The 15,975-nt window shown below is 70.3% G+C and carries 15 protein-coding genes, 1 tRNA gene and 1 pseudogene; 8 read left to right on the top strand and 9 right to left on the bottom strand.

The features are described from left to right. Positions 1–114 precede the first annotated feature (114 nt). From serA to J4H92_RS09205, 3 genes are all read right to left on the bottom strand, one after another. Positions 115–1,707: a phosphoglycerate dehydrogenase gene (serA, locus tag J4H92_RS09195; protein ID WP_208097884.1), complete on the bottom strand. Its 1,593-nt coding sequence runs from the start codon at positions 1,705–1,707 to the stop codon at positions 115–117. Between the two features lie 119 nt (positions 1,708–1,826). After that, positions 1,827–2,201 carry a hypothetical protein gene (locus J4H92_RS09200; protein WP_208097885.1) on the bottom strand — a complete coding sequence of 125 codons (375 nt, stop codon included), beginning with the start codon at positions 2,199–2,201 and terminating at the stop codon, positions 1,827–1,829. Beyond that, entirely contained in the window at positions 2,198–2,677 is a 480-nt protein-coding gene (locus tag J4H92_RS09205; RefSeq protein WP_208097886.1) for a hypothetical protein, read from the bottom strand. Before J4H92_RS09205 ends, J4H92_RS09200 begins: the two co-directional genes overlap by 4 nt. Before the next feature lie 112 nt (positions 2,678–2,789). Here J4H92_RS09205 and J4H92_RS09210 point away from each other — a divergent pair, with 112 nt between their 5' ends. Next, positions 2,790–3,662, top strand: a complete 873-nt coding sequence (locus tag J4H92_RS09210) for a UbiA prenyltransferase family protein (protein ID WP_208097887.1) — start codon at positions 2,790–2,792, stop codon at positions 3,660–3,662. A gap of 335 nt (positions 3,663–3,997) precedes the next feature. Here the strand turns inward: J4H92_RS09210 and ilvC are convergent, their stop codons facing one another. From ilvC to J4H92_RS09235, 5 genes are all read right to left on the bottom strand, one after another. Next, positions 3,998–5,023 (bottom strand): ketol-acid reductoisomerase, encoded by a 1,026-nt coding sequence (gene ilvC / locus J4H92_RS09215; RefSeq protein ID WP_208097888.1) that lies wholly within the window; start codon positions 5,021–5,023, stop codon positions 3,998–4,000. A 38-nt stretch (positions 5,024–5,061) separates the two neighbouring features. Then, positions 5,062–5,571 (bottom strand): acetolactate synthase small subunit, encoded by a 510-nt coding sequence (gene ilvN / locus J4H92_RS09220; RefSeq protein ID WP_208097889.1) that lies wholly within the window; start codon positions 5,569–5,571, stop codon positions 5,062–5,064. 3 nt (positions 5,572–5,574) lie between these two features. Continuing rightward, positions 5,575–7,314, bottom strand: coding sequence for an acetolactate synthase large subunit (locus J4H92_RS09225; protein ID WP_243752185.1), 1,740 nt, complete (start codon positions 7,312–7,314; stop codon positions 5,575–5,577). Between the two features lie 130 nt (positions 7,315–7,444). Further along, positions 7,445–9,151, bottom strand: coding sequence for a dihydroxy-acid dehydratase (gene ilvD, locus J4H92_RS09230; RefSeq protein WP_208097891.1), 1,707 nt, complete (start codon positions 9,149–9,151; stop codon positions 7,445–7,447). 71 nt (positions 9,152–9,222) lie between these two features. Next, positions 9,223–9,459 (bottom strand): hypothetical protein, encoded by a 237-nt coding sequence (locus tag J4H92_RS09235; RefSeq protein WP_208097892.1) that lies wholly within the window; start codon positions 9,457–9,459, stop codon positions 9,223–9,225. A 138-nt stretch (positions 9,460–9,597) separates the two neighbouring features. Between J4H92_RS09235 and J4H92_RS09240 the strand changes: the two genes are divergently transcribed. The 6 genes from J4H92_RS09240 to J4H92_RS09265 all read left to right on the top strand — a co-directional run bounded on the left by J4H92_RS09240 (position 9,598) and on the right by J4H92_RS09265 (position 15,032). After that, a complete protein-coding gene (locus J4H92_RS09240; RefSeq protein WP_208097893.1) occupies positions 9,598–9,843 on the top strand; it encodes a hypothetical protein in 246 nt (81 codons plus the stop codon). Between the two features lie 34 nt (positions 9,844–9,877). Continuing rightward, positions 9,878–10,111 carry a hypothetical protein gene (locus J4H92_RS09245; protein ID WP_208097894.1) on the top strand — a complete coding sequence of 78 codons (234 nt, stop codon included), beginning with the start codon at positions 9,878–9,880 and terminating at the stop codon, positions 10,109–10,111. A gap of 94 nt (positions 10,112–10,205) precedes the next feature. Then, a tRNA-Lys gene (locus tag J4H92_RS09250) sits at positions 10,206–10,278 on the top strand. Positions 10,279–10,328: 50 nt separating this feature from the next. Further along, complete coding sequence (locus J4H92_RS09255; protein WP_208097895.1) at positions 10,329–13,115, top strand: AAA family ATPase; 2,787 nt, start codon at positions 10,329–10,331, stop codon at positions 13,113–13,115. A gap of 118 nt (positions 13,116–13,233) precedes the next feature. Further along, positions 13,234–14,121: an InlB B-repeat-containing protein gene (locus J4H92_RS09260; RefSeq protein WP_208097896.1), complete on the top strand. Its 888-nt coding sequence runs from the start codon at positions 13,234–13,236 to the stop codon at positions 14,119–14,121. An 89-nt stretch (positions 14,122–14,210) separates the two neighbouring features. Beyond that, a complete protein-coding gene (locus tag J4H92_RS09265; RefSeq protein ID WP_208097897.1) occupies positions 14,211–15,032 on the top strand; it encodes an inositol monophosphatase family protein in 822 nt (273 codons plus the stop codon). 6 nt (positions 15,033–15,038) lie between these two features. On the opposite strand, the gene J4H92_RS09270 is transcribed toward J4H92_RS09265, so the two are convergent. Further along, positions 15,039–15,557: a MarR family winged helix-turn-helix transcriptional regulator gene (locus J4H92_RS09270; RefSeq protein WP_341783054.1), complete on the bottom strand. Its 519-nt coding sequence runs from the start codon at positions 15,555–15,557 to the stop codon at positions 15,039–15,041. A gap of 81 nt (positions 15,558–15,638) precedes the next feature. Here J4H92_RS09270 and J4H92_RS09275 point away from each other — a divergent pair. Beyond that, positions 15,639–15,968 (top strand): annotated as a pseudogene (locus J4H92_RS09275) (DUF3054 domain-containing protein); the annotation flags it as partial. Positions 15,969–15,975 lie beyond the last annotated feature (7 nt).

Below are 15,975 nucleotides of genomic sequence, written 5' to 3' on the forward strand. Positions count from 1 at the left end.
CGCGAATCGAGGGGGATCCACCACCGAAGACCAGCCAGCCTGCCGACGTGCTCGGTTCATCGTTGACGCGGGCAGACGCCCGCTGTCAGAATCCTATCACCGCGGAGCGGAGTTTCAGTCGAGCACCAGGTCGATGGCGCGGATGACGTTCGCACCGATCGCGTCGCTCAGACCGGCGACCAGCTCGGAGGGCACGGGCGAGTCGATGGAGAGCACGGAGAGCGCCTCCCCCTTCTTCTCGTCGCGTGCGATCTGGAGCGCGGCGATGTTCACCCCGGCTTCGCCGAGCACGCTGCCGTAGACCGCCACGATGCCCGGCCGATCCGTGTAGCTGAAGACGATCAGGTGCTCGGAGATCGGGAGCTCGATGTCGTAGCCGTTGATCTCGATGATCTTCTCGATCTGCTTCGGGCCGGTCAGCGTTCCCGAGACCGAGATCCGCGTGCCGTCCTCGGTCGCCCCTCGGAGGGTGATGACGTTGCGGTAGCTCTCGGTCACCGCATCGGCGCTGAAGCGCACCTCGACGTTCCGCTGCTCGGCGTGCAGGGGGGCGTTGACGTACGAGACCGGGTCGCTCACGACCTGGGTGAACAGGCCCTTGAGCGCGGCGAGCTTCAGCACCTCGACGTTGTAGTCGCTGAGCTCGCCGTGCACCTCGACGTCGAGCGAGGCGACCGGGCCCGCGGCGAGCCCGGCGAAGATCTGACCGAGCTTCTCCGTGAGCGGCAGGCCGGGCTTGACGTACTCGTCGATGGCGCCTCCGGCGACGTTGACGGCGTCGGGGACCAGCTCGCCCGCGAGCGCCAGCCGCACCGACTTCGCCACCGAGACCCCGGCCTTCTCCTGCGCCTCCTCGGTGGAGGCGCCGAGGTGAGGCGTGACGTTCGTCCTGGGATGCGCCGTCAGCACGTCGCTGCTCGGGGGCTCCTCCACGAACACGTCGAGGGCGGCGCCCGCGATCTCGCCGGCGTCGAGCGCCGCGGCGAGCGCCTGCTCGTCGATCAGGCCCCCTCGCGCCACGTTGACCACGTAGGCCGTCGGCTTCATCGCCCGCAGCTGCGCCTCGCCGATCATGCCCAGCGTCTCTGGGGTGCGGGGCATGTGGATCGTGAGGAAGTCGGCGCGCTCGACGAGCTCGTCGAGCTCGACGAGCTCGACGTCCAGCTGCCCGGCACGAGCCGCGGTGACATAGGGATCGTAGGCGATGAGCTCGACGCCGAAGCCGCGCAGTCGATCGGCGACGAGCGCGCCGATGCGCCCGAGCCCCACGATGCCGACCGTCTTCTCGAAGAGCTCGGCGCCGGTGAACGCCGAACGCTTCCACTCCCCCGAGCTGAGGGAGGCGTGGGCGCGCTGCAGCTTCCTGGCGAGGCCGAGGATGTGGGCGACCGTGAGCTCGGCGGCGCTGATGATGTTCGACGTCGGCGCGTTGACGACCATGACGCCGGCCCGGGTGGCCGCCTTGATGTCGACGTTGTCGAGTCCCACCCCCGCACGGGCGATGACCCGGAGCTTCGGCGCCCACGAGATGGCCTCCTCATCGAGCTTCGTCGCCGAGCGGACGAGCACGGCGTCGGCCGACGCGAGCGAGGAACGCAGGGCCTCGCGGTCGGTGCCGTCGACGTGCACCACCTCGAAGTCGGGGCCGAGTGCGGCGATGGTGGCGGGCGAGAGTTGTTCGGCAATCAGCACGACAGGCGCGGGCACAGAGGCTCCTTCGAGAGGCGCGGGCAGATGGGCGGCTCGGAAGCGAGCCGCATCCGACAGTCTACTCGCCGCCGGCATCGCTCACGCGCCGATCGATGCGGTGAGGGCCGGCCGGGAAATCAGACGAAGAAGCTGAGCGTCGGCACCAGGTGGGAGATCTCCAGCTGGAAGGCCGCGACCGCGGCGATGCCCGCCGCGAGCAGCAGCAGCCGGAGACCCGCTCCGCGTCCGCGGCCGAGCCACAGCGCTACGGCGCAGGCGACCAGGGGAAGAGCGACGCCCGCGACGAGCCAGAACCAACCCGTCGCGCTGAGCCCGGTGCCGAGGCCCGCTCCGATCTCGTACATGCCGAGCAGATTCACCAGCGCCTGCACCGCGACGTAGAGATAGAGCGCCACCAGCAGCACCCCCCACGCCCATACCGCGATCCTCCTCGCGCGGCGCCGCGTCCGGCCCGCCGGCTCCGGCGGTGCGGGCTCCTCCGCGACGCTCATGCGGCAGTCCCGAGATCGAACATGGGCAGCGGCACGAGCACGATCGCGCCGATCACCAGCCAGAGCGCCAATCGCCAGGTGCGTTCGCCCCGATTGAGCAGCAGCGCCGAGAAGAACCAGAGCGCGGGCGCCAGCGGCGCGGCCCAGTACATCGTCTGCTGCAGGATCGAGCCCAGCACGCCGGCGTCCCCCGCGAGCTCCGCGTTCAGGCCGGCGTAGTGATTCGCCCAGCTGAGCCATACCCACGTGTAGAGCAGGTAGAGGCCGCCGATGACGCCGAGCAGCACCAGGGTTCCGTTGCCGAGCTGCTCCCGTTCATCGCGGGGCTGCGGATCGGCCGTGGGCGTCGGCTCCGCGCCCGGATCCGCCTGCATCGGGGGCTGCTCGATCCCGGGTTCCGCCGCGGGGCCCTCTTCGACGGTCCAGCCGCTCGCGAGACGGCTCTCGCGCACATCACGATCCGATCGCTTGGGCATGGGGAACAGTGTAGCGGCGCCCGGACCGGACCGGCCGACGGTACACTGTGCCTGCGCGCGTGGTCGGCACCGCGCCGCCCTGGTCTCCCCCACCCGTTCCGAGAGGATCATCGTGACCGAATCGCCCAAGCCCAAGAAGAAGGTCGTCCGCGTGGAGTCGAGCTCCGCGAAGCCCTCGTCCGCGCGCCCGGAGGCCTCGGAGGAGTCGGCGGCGGACGGCCCCGTGTGGACGCCCGCCCCGGAGGCGAAGAGCCGCGCGGGCAGGCTTCGCGTCTTCGCCTGGGCGGGATGGCTCCTCGCCATCGGCATCGAGGCCGTGCTGATCTTCTGGGTGCTCAGGCAGGACCCGGTCAACATGTGGCTGCTCATCGGCGGTATCGTGCTCACCGCGGCGCTCGCGATCGCCGGATCGTTGTTCTGGAAGCAGGCGAACCGTCTCGACCCCGCCTCGAAGAAGGACGCCGTGCGCTTCTTCGTGCAGAACCAGCTCGGAGCGATCATGTCGGTCATCGCGTTCCTGCCGCTGATCGTGCTCATCTTCACGAACAAGAACCTCGACGGCAAGCAGAAAGCTCTGGCCGGCGGCATCGGGGTGGTGGTCGCCCTGGTCGCGGTCTTCGCCTTCGGCGCCGACTACAGCCCGCCGTCCCAGGAGCAGTACGCCGCCGAGGAGAGCATCATCGTGCAGCTCACCGGCACGGACGAGGTCTTCTGGGTCAAGGGCGGCAGCGTCTTCCACGTGTGCGCCGCCGTGCCGGACGTGAACAAGGAGTCGCAGGACGGGCAGATCTATCAGGGATCGGTGGCCGCGGCCCACGAGGCGGGGAAGGACCGGCTGGTCTCCTACTGGCAGCGGGAGGCCGTGAACTACTGCGGCTACACGCAGGAGCAGGTGGCGGCGGTGGAGGCCGCAGTGAGCGGCGAGGCGCCCGCGGAGGAGACGCCCACGGAGAACGCACCCGCCGAGGACGCGACCGCGGAGTGAGCCGGTGCCGCCCGAGGGAGGAACCCCTTCGCCGGGCGGCACCTCGCGAGTGTGACCGTGTTCGACGGCAGTGCACTCGTCGGGCAGCCGGACACGATCCCACTCGCAAAACGGGATCCCGCTCGCCGAGCAGCCCGGCGGTTCTCCGCGGCGGATCGGCGACGGCGGCCTCGCGCCAGCGCGCAGCGCTGCCGTCGGCGCGAGGATCGCAAGCGATCCTCGCCGAACAGTGCCGATCCCGGGATTACACCGTCGTCAGCGCGCAGCGCTGCCGTCGGCGCGAGGATCGCAAGCGATCCTCGCCGAACAGTGCCGATCCCGGGATTACACCGTCGTCAGCGCGCAGCGCTGCCGTCGGTGTAATCCGTGTCCTCCTGCTTCCAGGCGAAGAGGCCGCGCAGTTCCACTCCGGTCTTCTCGATCGGGTGCTGCTCGGCCTTGGCGCGCAGCTCGAGGAACTCCTTCGCGCCGTTGTCCTGGTCGTCGATGAAGCGCTTCGCGAACGCGCCCGACTGGATGTCGGCGAGCACGGCCTGCATGTTCTCCTTGACGTGCGGGTCGATGACGCGCGGACCGGACACGTAGTCGCCGTACTCGGCGGTGTCGGACACCGACCAGCGCTGCTTGGCGATGCCGCCCTCCCACATGAGGTCGACGATGAGCTTCAGCTCGTGCAGCACCTCGAAGTAGGCGATCTCGGGCTGGTAGCCCGCCTCGGTGAGGGTCTCGAAGCCGTACTGCACGAGCTGCGACACGCCGCCGCAGAGCACCGACTGCTCGCCGAAGAGATCGGTCTCGGTCTCCTCGGTGAAGGTGGTCTTGATGACGCCGGCGCGGGTGCCGCCGATGGCCTTCGCGTAGGACTTCGCGGTCTCCCAGGCGGTGCCGGAGGCGTCGACCTCGACGGCGATGATGTCGGGGATGCCGCGGCCGGCGACGAACTCGCGGCGCACGGTGTGGCCGGGCGCCTTCGGAGCGACGAGGATCACATCGACGCCCTCGGGCGCCTCGATGTAGCCGAAACGGATGTTGAAGCCGTGCGCGAAGGCGAGGGTCTTGCCCGGCTTCAGGTGCGGCTTGATCTGCTCGTTGTAGATGCTGCGCTGGTGCTGGTCCGGCGCGAGGATCATGATGAGGTCGGCCCATTCCGCGGCCTCATCGACGGTCTTGACCTCGAAGCCCGCCTCGGTGGCCTTCTGGATCGACTTCGAGCCGGGCTTCAGCGCGATGGCGACCTCGACGCCCGAGTCGCGCAGGTTCTGGGCGTGGGCGTGCCCCTGCGAGCCGTAGCCGACGACGGCGACCTTCTTGCCCTGGATGATCGACAGGTCCGCATCGCCGTCGTAGTAGATCTCAGCCACGAGTGGCCTCCTTAAGTGGTTGTTGGTGGAGTTGTTGGTCAGCCTTTGAAGACGCGTTCGGTGATGGACTTCGATCCGCGGCCCACGGCGATGAGCCCCGACTGGGCGATCTCCTTGATGCCGTAGGGCTCGAGCACCCGCAGGAAGGCCTGGATCTTGCCGGTGTCGCCCGTGACCTCGATCACGAGGGCGTCCGTCACGACGTCGACGACACGGGCGCGGAACAGGTTGACGGCTTCGAGCACGTGGGAGCGGGTCTGGTTGTCGATCCGCACCTTGATGAGCATGTGCTCGCGCTGCACCGACTGAGCGTCCTCGAGCTCGACGATCTTGATGACGTTGACGAGCTTGTTCAGCTGCTTGGTCACCTGCTCGAGCGGCAGGTCCTCCTCGTCCACCACCACGGTGATGCGCGAGAGGCCGCGCACCTCGGTCGGGCCGACGGCGAGGGAGTCGATGTTGAAGCCGCGGCGGGCGAAGAGCCCGGCGACGCGGGTGAGCAGGCCGGGCTTGTCCTCGACGAGGAGGCTCAGGACGTGGCGACTCATGGTTTACTCATCCTCCCACTCGGGGCTGTGCTCGAGCGCGTACTGGATATCGCTGTTCGAGGTTCCCTGGCGCACCATCGGCCACACCATGGCGTCGGCGCTCACGACGAATTCGATGAGCACGGGCCGGTCGTTCGTCTGCAGCGCCAGCTCGATCGCCTCGTCCACCTGATCCTCCCGCTCCACGCGGATGGAGAGGCAGCCGTACGCGTCGCCCAGTTTGACGAAGTCGGGGATGCGCTTGGATCCGTGGCCGGTGTTCAGCTCGGAGTTCGAGTAGCGGCCGTCGTAGATGAGGGTCTGCCACTGGCGGATCATCCCCAGGGACGAGTTGTTGATGACCGCCACTTTGATCGGGATGTCGTTGACGACGCAGGTCGCGAGCTCCTGATTGGTCATCTGGAAGCAGCCGTCGCCGTCGATGGCCCACACGACGCGATCGGGTTCGGCGACCTTGGCTCCCATGGCGGCGGGCACCGCGTAACCCATGGTGCCGGCTCCGCCGGAGTTCAGCCAGGAGTTCGGCCGTTCGTACTTGATGAACTGCGCCGCCCACATCTGATGCTGGCCGACGCCCGCGGCGTAGATGGCCTCGGGTCCGCTGAGCTCGCCGATGCGCTGGATGACGTGCTGCGGTGAGAGCAGGCCGTCGCTGGTCTCCTGATGGCCCAGCGGATAGCGCTCCTGGAGGGCGCGCAGCCGCTCCCACCACCCCGTGAGGTCGGAGAACTCGCGGCTGTGCTTCAGCGAGGAGACCGCCGCGATCAGGTCGGCGGTGACTTCGGCGGCGTCGCCCACGATGGGGACGTCGGCCGTGCGGATCTTTCCGATCTCGGCGGGGTCGATGTCGGCGTGGATCACCTTCGCCCCGGGGGCGAACAGCTCGGCCTTGCCGGTGACCCGGTCGTCGAAGCGCGCGCCGAGCGTGATCAGCAGATCGGCCTCCTGCAGCGCGAGCACCGCGGGGACGGTGCCGTGCATCCCCGGCATGCCGAGGTGCTGACGATGGGAGTCGGGGAAGGCGCCGCGCGCCATGAGCGTCGTGACGACCGGCGCGCCGACGAGCTCCGCCAGCTGCAGCAGCTCCTCGGACGCCCCCGCGCGCACGATGCCTCCGCCCACGTAGAACACGGGGCGCGTGGCGTCGGCGATCAGTTCCGCCGCGGCCTGGATCTGCTTGCTGTTGGCCTTGGTGATCGGCCGGTAGCCGGGCAGCTCCACCTGCGGATCCCAGACGAAGTCGACTTCCTTCTCCTGCGCGTCCTTCGTGATGTCGACGAGCACGGGACCGGGGCGCCCGGTCGAGGCGATCTGATAGGCCGCGGCGATGGCGCCCGGGATGTCCTCGGCGCGCTTGACCAGGAAGGAGTGCTTGGTGATCGGCATCGTCACGCCCACGATGTCGACCTCCTGGAAGGCGTCGCTGCCCATCAGGTGCGAGAACACCTGACCGGTGATGGCGAGCAGCGGCACGGAATCCATGTAGGCGTCGGCGATGGCGGTGACCAGGTTGGTGGCGCCGGGACCGGAGGTGGCGATGCACACGCCGACCCGGCCGCTGGCCGCGGCGAAGCCCTCGGCTGCGTGGCCGCCGCCCTGCTCGTGGCGGACGAGGATGTGCCGCAGCTGGTGATCGTTCGCCAGCGTGTCGTAGAGCGGCAGCACGGCGCCGCCCGGCAGGCCGAAGACGTCGGTGACGCCGAGCGCCTCGAGACTGCGCACCACCGCTTCCGCGCCGGTCATGCGCTCGCCTGCATCGGCGCCCGCACGGGTCGATATCGGACTCGCTTCCGAGTTCATCTCATACTTTCTTTCGGCGTTCTAGTGACGGTGCGGGCCTGCGCGCCCCGCGCGGCGACCCGGGTGCCGGATCTCAGCCCGTGATGGCTCCCTCGCTCGCGGAACGCACGAGCTTGGCGTACTTCGCGAGCACGCCTCGGGTGTAGCGCGGGGGCAGCGGCGACCAGTCGTTTCTGCGCGCTTCGAGTTCTGCGGGTTCGATGAGCAGGTCGAGCGTCTTGGCGGTGATGTCGACCCGAATCAGGTCGCCGTCACGCACGAGCGCCACAGGCCCTCCATCCGAGGCCTCCGGTGCGATGTGGCCGATGCACAGGCCGGTTGTGCCGCCCGAGAATCTGCCGTCCGTCAATAGTAGTACATCCTTGCCGAGCCCGGCGCCCTTGATGGCGCCCGTGATGGCGAGCATCTCGCGCATCCCCGGGCCGCCCTTGGGGCCCTCGTAGCGGATGACGACGATGTCGCCCTTGCCGATCTTGCCCTCCGTGAGGGCGTCCATGGCGGCGCGCTCGCGCTCGAACACCCGGGCGGGCCCCTCGAACACCTCGGCGTCGAAGCCCGCGGTCTTCACCACTGCGCCCTCCGGTGCCAGGGTGCCGCGCAGGATCGACAGGCCGCCGCCCTCGTGCAGCGGGTCCTCGAGGGTGCGGATCACCTTCCCGTCGATGGGCGTCGTCACCTCGGCGAGGTTCTCGGCGACGGTCTTGCCGGTCACGGTCAGCGCATCGCCGTGCAGCAGGCCGGCGTCGAGCATCGCCTTCATGATGACCGGCATGCCGCCGACCCGGTCGAAGTCCTCCGCCACGTACTTGCCGAACGGCTTCATGTCGGCCAGGTGCGGGGTCCTCGCCCCGATCCGCGTGAAGTCGTCGAGCGTCAGCTCGACCTCGGCCTCGCGCGCGATCGCGAGCAGGTGCAGCACCGCGTTGGTGGACCCGCCGAGCACCATCGCCACCGCGATGGCGTTCTCGAAGGCCTTCCTGGAGAGGATGTCCCGCGCGGTGATGCCCTCGCGCAGCAGGTTCACCACGGCCTCGCCCGAGCGATGGGCGAAGTAGTCCCGGCGGCGGTCGGCGCTGGGCGGCGCCGCCGAGCCCGGCAGGCTCATGCCGAGCGCCTCGGCCACGCAGGCCATGGTGTTGGCCGTGTACATGCCGCCGCACGCGCCCTCGCCGGGAGCGATCGCGCACTCGACCCGCTTGAGATCCTCCTCGCTGAGCGTCCCGGCTTTGCACGCGCCGACGGCCTCGAAGGCGTCGATGATGGTGACCTGCTTCTCGGTGCCGTCGCTGAGCTTCACCCAGCCGGGGGCGATGGAGCCGGCGTAGAGGAACACCGAGGCGAGGTCGAGGCGGGCCGCGGCCATGAGCATCCCCGGCAGCGATTTGTCGCAGCCGGCGAGCAGCACCGATCCGTCGAGCCGCTCGGCCATCATGACGGTCTCGACGGAGTCGGCGATGACCTCGCGCGAGACGAGCGAGAAATGCATGCCCTCGTGGCCCATCGAGATGCCGTCGGAGACCGACACGGTGCCGAACTGCAGCGGGTACCCGCCGCCGCCGTGCACGCCTTCCTTGGCGCCCTGGGCGAGACGATCGAGGCTCAGGTTGCAGGGCGTGATCTCGTTCCACGAACTGGCGATGCCGATCTGCGGCTTGTCCCAGTCCTCGTCGCCCATGCCGACCGCGCGGAGCATCCCCCGGGCGGCGGCCTTCTCGATGCCGTCGGTCACATCGCGGCTGCGCGGCTTGATGTCGTGCGGCTTCACGTCGGTTTTTGCCATACCCACCAGTCTACCCCCGGGCCTATCCCGAACCGGTCACCCCGGACGGGTCCGGCCCGCCGCTCGCGGCGCTACTTGCCGCTGCTGGGGAGCAGGCTGAACGGGATGGCGAAGCCGAGCACGGTGGCGATCAGCCCGCCCGCGAACAGCCACAGGTTCATGGTCTCGTCGTTCGCCGGATCGAAGGCGTAGCTCGCGGCCAGGAGACCGCCGACCAGCAGCACGAGGGAAATGATGAGGACCGTCGCGGTCACCGCGCTGACGGCTCCCTGCGAACTCTCCTCGAACAACTCCTGATCCTTCGCCACAGTGCTCCTCCTCAGACCGACGTGTGCGTGCGCCTCCAGCTTAGCCCCTTCGCCGCGCACCCCGCGCGATCGCGGGCGCCCGCCGGGCGGACCCGCACGGTAGTCTGGTCGGAGAACTGCGGACGAGGAGGGTGGCCGATGTCGCTGGGGAAGTATCTGACCAACTTCGGGGTCATTGCCGCGCTGATCGGCGCCGCCGGGACGTTCCGCCAGACCCAGGCGATGCCGAAGGACTGGCGGCGATTCGTCGTCTGGGGCGTCTGGGCTGCAGGACTGCTGCTCACGGTGGCCGGCGTAGCGAAGCAGTCCGACGACGAGGAGCAGGAGAAGGCCGCCCGAGAGGCGCAGCGCCAGGCGAAGAAGGCGTTGAAGGCGGCGCGCTGACCCCCTCGGGCGCCACGGGATCTGCACTGACCCCATGCCGTCGACGGAAGCCCTGCTCGGTTTCGCTCTCGCCCCCGCGATCCTGATCGCGGTGCCAGGGCCCCGCGTCATGTTCGCCATCGCCCGATCCCTGAGCATCGGCGGGCGGGGCGGCATCGCGACCGTGCTCGGAGGCTCCCGGCGGCGCATGGCGCTCGTCAGGGGAGGGGGCGGCACGCTCATGGTCGGGCTGGGCGTCGGACTCGCGGTCACCGGAAGATCCTCGTAGCATCGCCGCGGTCCCGAGTCTCTGGGACAGCTCCACGGATTTTTCCCAACCCGGATCCTCATGCTAGGGTTGATCCGTTGCCCAGCGGCAGCATGCGCCTTTAGCTCAGTTGGTAGAGCAGCTGACTCTTAATCAGCGGGTCCACGGTTCGAGCCCGTGAGGGCGCACAGACGATCGAGCCGCGTGGAGAGCCCCACCGCGCACTATGCTCGTGCCTGTGAGCGAGGATCTGCTGGAACGCGACCACGAGCTCGCGAGGATCGCGGCCCGCTTGGACCGGACCGCCGCGGGCGAGGGCGGAACGGTTCTGCTGCTCGGCCCCGCCGGCTCGGGGAAGACCTCGCTGCTCAGAGCAGGGGCCGACCGGGGCCGTGAACGCGGCTTCATGGTGCTCGCGGCCGGGGCCGGAGAGCTCGAGTCGCGCACCCCGTTCGGCATCGTGCGACGCCTGTTCGACCGGGCGCTCATGTCGCTGGATCCGGGAGAGCTCGAGACGCTCGCCTCGGGCCCCGCCGCGCTCGCCGCGCGGTATGTGCTGGGGAGAGAAGCCGCCCCGGTCGACCACGACGATCTCCTCGCGGGTTTCGTGAGGCTGCTCGACCGTCTCTCCGCGCGCAGACGGCTGTTGATCGCGGCGGACGACGCGCACTGGGCCGACGACGAGTCCCTGATGCTCCTCGCCGCTCTGGGCGGGCGGCTCCCGGGAATGCCGGTTCTGGCGCTGGTTTCCGCTCGGGAGGTCGCGGCGGAGGATCGCCGCCCGCCCTTCGCCTCGCTGCTCACCGGCAGGGACGCCGAGGCCCTGCGGCTCGCCGCGCTCACCCCCGAAGCGGTGCGACGGCGCCTGATCAGCTCGTGGGGCGACGCCGACCCGGAGCTGACCGACGCCGTGTCGGCGGCGACCGGAGGCAACCCGTTCCTCGTCGCAGCGATCGCGCGCACGTTCGCCGGGTCGCCGCGTCGGACCGCCGACATGATCCTCGGCGCCGCGCCGGCGGGCGTCATCGACTCCGTGGTCGCCAGGCTCGCGGCCCTCGAGTCCGCGGACCGGGCCCTCGCGCGAGCCGTCGCCGTCCTGGAGCGCACCGCCACCTCCGTCGCCGCCGATCTGGCCGGGCTCGGACTCGCGGATGCCGCGGCGGCGGCCGATCGGCTCCGGGCCGCCGGACTCTTCGACGAGGCGGAGGGGCTGTCGTTCCGGCACGCGCTGCTGCGCAACGCGGCCCGCTCCATGATCGGCGCCGATACCCGGGAGCAGCTGCACCGTGCGGCGGCGCGACTGCTCGCGCCGGACGAGGTTCACGCCGCAGCCGCCCACCTGCTCGCGTCGAGCGGCACCGGAGATCCTTGGGCGGTGGCGCTGCTGCGCGACGCCGCCGCAGCCGCCCTCGACGACGGGGCGCCTCACACCGCGGTGACGCTGCTGCGCCGCGCGATGGCCGAACCGCCGAGGCACGGCGAGCGCGCCGACGTGCTGCTGCAGCTCGGGCTGGCGGAACTGCGCACGCTCGACGCCGGATGCATCGCCTCGCTCCACGAGGCCGAGCGGGGTCCGCTCGGCCCGGAGGATCGCGCGCGATGCGCCCTGGCGCTCTCGGGAGCCCTCAGCTACGCGGGCCGTCACGAGCACGCGGCTGAGGCCCTGGATCGCGGACTCGCGGAGGCCGAGGACGCCGAGCTGCGGCTCGAGCTGGAGGCCGCGCTCATCGCGGTCGGGCTCCTGCTTCCCGAGCGGATCGGCGACGCACGCCGACGCCTGGCCGCGCGACCCGAGCTGCCCGGCGCGACCCGCGCCGAGCGGCTCTTCCTGAATCAGCAGCTCGCCGACGCCGTGGGCACGAATCGACCCGCGGCGGAGATCCGCGAGCTCGCGCGCCGCGCGATCCATCCGAGCGACTCGCCCGAGCGCACCGACTGGGTGTGGGCCCGCCTGTTCCTCGTCGCGATCGGCGACTACGGCGAAGCGCGCAGACTGGCCGACGAAGGCTTCGCCCGAGCAGAGGCGAGAGGGTCTGCGCTCGGCATCGTGTCGGCGAATTTCATACGCGCGCAGGCGGAGTACTGGATGGGGTCGTTCGAGGAGGCGGGACGCCACTACCGGGCGATGCTCGAGTTCGGCGAATCGCTGAGCGCGGGCCCGCTCATCGCCATGCTCGCCAGAAGCGGTCTCGTCGAGACCCTGGTGCGGCGGGGCCTGCTCGCAGACTCTCGCGAGCTGCTCGCGCAACTGCCCGAGCAGCCGCCCGCCGATGCCCCGGTGAACGGCGTCGCCACGGCGCTGTCCGCGCGCTCCGTCGCGCTGCACGCCGCCGGGCTCCACCGGGAAGCCCTGGTCGCGGCGGAGACGCTCGGCGCGAGTCTCGCACGCGTCGGGATCGACTCCCCCTCCTGGACCGCGTGGCGCGCGCTCGCGATACCGCCGCTGCGCGCGCTGGGACATGAGGAGCGCGCCCGAGTCCTCGCCGTCGAGCATCTGGCGCTGTGCGAACGCGCGGGCGTCCCCGCACTCCTCGGTCAGGCGCTGCAACTGGCCGGAGAGACCTCCGCCGACGCGGTCCAGGCGATCTCGCTGGCCGAGCGCGCGGTCGAGGCGCTGACCGGATCCGGAGCCCGCTACCTCGAGGGCCTCGCCGGTCTCTCGCTCGGTGCGGCCCTGCGCCGAGCCGGACAGCGGACGCGCGCTCGCGGAGCCCTCATCGCGGCGCGCGCCACGCTGGCCGACTGCGGTGCCGGACCCGACGTCGAGCGCGCGGATGCCGAATTGACTGCGGCGGGCGGGCGCACCGCGCGGCTCGCGGTGCTCGGCAGCGCCGCCCTCACCGCGAGCGAGCGGCGCGTCGCCGATCTCGCGGCCACCGGTCTCTCGAATCCCGAGATCGCCCGCGCGCTCTTCATCACCGTCAAGACCGTCGAGACGCATCTCTCGCGAGCGTACCGCAAGCTGCAGATCGGCGGCCGCGGCGATCTCGCCGCGGCGCTCGCTCAAGCTCCCCCGTCCCGTTGATCCGTCAGTCGGGGGACGTCCGGGGCGGCGAACCGCCCCACTGCTGACGGGTCGCCCCCGTCAAACATCAGGGTCGGTCCCCGACGCGGTGCACGCCGCGACGGTCGAGGATGAGCCCATGACCGCCATTCGCACCGCCACCGCCTCCTCCCTGACGCTGCTGCTCGCGACCGCCTCGCTGCTCGCCGCCTCAGCGGGTCATGCGGCTCCGGCGCAGGCGCCGCTCAGCGCACCCGCGCCGGCCGGTTCCGTGCGGCTCGCTCCCGTGCAGCTCTCTCCCGTGCAGCACGCTCCGGCGATCTCCGTCGCCGAGAAGACGATCAAGAAGAAGGCCAAGACGGCCAAGAAGACGAAGAAGACGAAGAAGTGGAAGGTCGTCTTCCACGCCAACGGCGGCAAGATCGGGTCGGCCGCCAGCAAGAAGGTCTCGATCACACGGAAGAAGCGGCTGGGCAAGCTGCCCAGGGCGAGCCGCACGGGCTACACGCTGCAGGGCTGGTACACGAAGCGATCCGGCGGTGCGAAGATCTCGTCCAAGACCAAGCCCAAGCGCAACACCACGTACTACGCCCATTGGAAGAAGAAGTCCTACGGCCCCATCGACGCCGGGCTCGTCGGCGACTGGTCGAACGTCGGACTCGCCTCCGCGACCAGCTTCCATTTCAAGGCGGACGGCAGCTACACCTCCCTGTTCCTCTGGGAGAGCAGCATCGGCGCCGACATCTGCCGGTGGTTCCGCGGCAACTGGACCGCTTCGCAAGGCAGGCTCACCAGGCTCAACGTCGAGAGCCGGAAGGCCGAGAACGCCGACTGCGCCACGGCGAACGTCGCGAAGATCGCCTGGGGCCCCTGGAGCACCGAGGGCATCCTCACGAGGTCGACCATGTACTACGCTCTCGGCGCCGACCCCGACTACGGCGACCGTCGGTTCATGATCCTCGAAGAGCAGCCGATCACCGGCGACCCCACCGGCTACGTCGGCAGGTACTGGCGCGACGGGAGCTGAGCGAGCACCTCGCACGGGTGCGGGGTGCGGCTGCGGCGCGTGAGAGAATGGCCGAGGCGCAGTCCGCATTCGTTCCCGGAGGCTCTTCCATGTCAGCTTCGATCGACCACTCCCCCGATCTCGCGTTCGCGCTCGAGCTCGCGGAGCTGGCGGACACGATCTCGCTGCCGCGGTTCCGCTCGGTCGATCTGCGGGTCGACACGAAGCCGGATCGCAGCTTCGTGACCGACGCCGACCTCGCGGTCGAAGCGGCGCTGCGCGAGCGCATCGACGCGGAGCGGCCCGACGACGGATTCCTCGGCGAGGAGTCCGGACGGGCCGACCGCGGAAGCCGCCGCTGGATCCTCGACCCGATCGACGGCACCTCGAACTTCCTCCGCGGCGTGCCGAACTGGGGGACGCTGATCGCGCTCGAGGCGGACGGCGCACCGGTGATCGGCGTCGTCAGCGCGCCGGCGCTCGGCGCGCTCTGGTGGGCCGAGACCGGACGCGGCGCTTGGGCGCTCGATCGCGGAGCCGGAGCCTCGCCCCGTCGGCTGCGGACGAGCGGCGTGCGCGAGCTCGGGGATGCGAGCCTGAGCTTTCAGAGCATCGCGCAGTGGCGTGACGCCGGCAGGCTGGAGTCGCTGCTCGCGCTCGCCCGGCGCGTCTGGCGCGACCGTGCCTACGGCGATCTGTGGTCCTACATGCTGCTCGCCGAGGGGGTGCTCGACGTGGTCGCGGAGTTCGACGTCAAGCCCTACGATCTGGCCGCGCTCGCGCCGATCGTCCGAGAGGCCGGCGGCGCGTTCACGGATGTCGACGGCGCCGAAAGCGTCTGGAACGGCAGCTCGCTGGCGACGAACGGGCACCTGCACCGAGCGGTCCTCGATGTCCTGGGCCAGCCGGCGGATGAGCCGCACGACGGCTGAAGCCGCTCAGGTCCCCGGTGTGCGGCGGCCGTCGGGGTCCACCGCGTCGAGCATCTTCGCCAGTATCTCCGAAAGGACCCCGACGTCGTCGGGGGCGAGGCGATCCAGCGCGAGTCTCCGCACCTCGGACACGTGCGCCGGCGCGCTGGCCTTCAGATGCGCGAACCCGGCGTCGGTGAGGACCGCGTTGATGGCCCGACCGTCGGTCTCGCAGGCCTCGCGTCTCACCCAGCCCGGCTTCTCGAGTCGCGTGACCACGTGCGAGAGCCGGGACAGCGAGGAGTTCGTCCAGAAGGCGAGTTCGCTCATCAGCCGTCGGCGCCCGTCCGCCTCGCTGAGCATGGCGAGCACGTGGTATTCGAAGAAGCTGAGGCCGGCGTCGCGTTTGAGCTGGGATTCGATGCCCGCGGGGAGCAGGATCGTGAGCGCCACCAGGCGCATCCACATATGCCGCTCGTCCTCGGTCAGCCATCGCGGCTCGTCGATCTCACCCGCGGATCCGGGATCCTCTCCGTCTTCGGTCACGTGCGCACTCCTCGCCGTTACTTCATGCTTCAACTTTAGGCCATCCCCGATATATTGAAGGCATGACCGCTCGGGCGGGATTCGCACGGCAGGTCGGCGACCCTCGGGGGCCTCTGGGGGACCGCCTGGCCCTTCCTCCTCGCACTCGCACTGGGCTGGATCGCCGCCGCCGTCTGGCGGAGACCCCGCGCCGTGCTGCGCAGCGGCCTGCCGGTCTGGATCGTCACCGTCGCGCTGGGCCTGCTGTTCCGCGTGCTCTTCACCGACGGAGGCGCCGCCCTCCCCTTCGTCCTGGTCGCGGCGGGCTCGCTCGGACTCGGTCTGCTCGGCTGGCGGGTGCTCTGGGCGCTGCTTCATCCCGTCTGGAGGGCAGGGCGACCCGACCCCGGCTCCTCGAACGCCGCCGCCTAGGGCATGT

The organism is Leucobacter weissii, assembly GCF_017565745.1.
Taxonomy (GTDB): domain Bacteria; phylum Actinomycetota; class Actinomycetes; order Actinomycetales; family Microbacteriaceae; genus Leucobacter; species Leucobacter weissii.

Excerpts from the sequence above, each read along its gene's own strand:
- J4H92_RS09265 (WP_208097897.1), top strand. The coding sequence starts at position 14,211 with ATGTCAGCTTCGATCGACCACTCCCCCGATCTCGCGTTCGCGCTCGAG.
- ilvN (WP_208097889.1), bottom strand. The coding sequence starts at position 5,571 with ATGAGTCGCCACGTCCTGAGCCTCCTCGTCGAGGACAAGCCCGGCCTG.
- J4H92_RS09200 (WP_208097885.1), bottom strand. The coding sequence starts at position 2,201 with ATGAGCGTCGCGGAGGAGCCCGCACCGCCGGAGCCGGCGGGCCGGACG.
- J4H92_RS09245 (WP_208097894.1), top strand. The coding sequence starts at position 9,878 with ATGCCGTCGACGGAAGCCCTGCTCGGTTTCGCTCTCGCCCCCGCGATC.
- J4H92_RS09240 (WP_208097893.1), top strand. The coding sequence starts at position 9,598 with ATGTCGCTGGGGAAGTATCTGACCAACTTCGGGGTCATTGCCGCGCTG.
- J4H92_RS09205 (WP_208097886.1), bottom strand. The coding sequence starts at position 2,677 with ATGCCCAAGCGATCGGATCGTGATGTGCGCGAGAGCCGTCTCGCGAGC.
- J4H92_RS09260 (WP_208097896.1), top strand. The coding sequence starts at position 13,234 with ATGACCGCCATTCGCACCGCCACCGCCTCCTCCCTGACGCTGCTGCTC.
- J4H92_RS09225 (WP_243752185.1), bottom strand. The coding sequence starts at position 7,314 with ATGACCGGCGCGGAAGCGGTGGTGCGCAGTCTCGAGGCGCTCGGCGTC.
- ilvD (WP_208097891.1), bottom strand. The coding sequence starts at position 9,151 with ATGGCAAAAACCGACGTGAAGCCGCACGACATCAAGCCGCGCAGCCGC.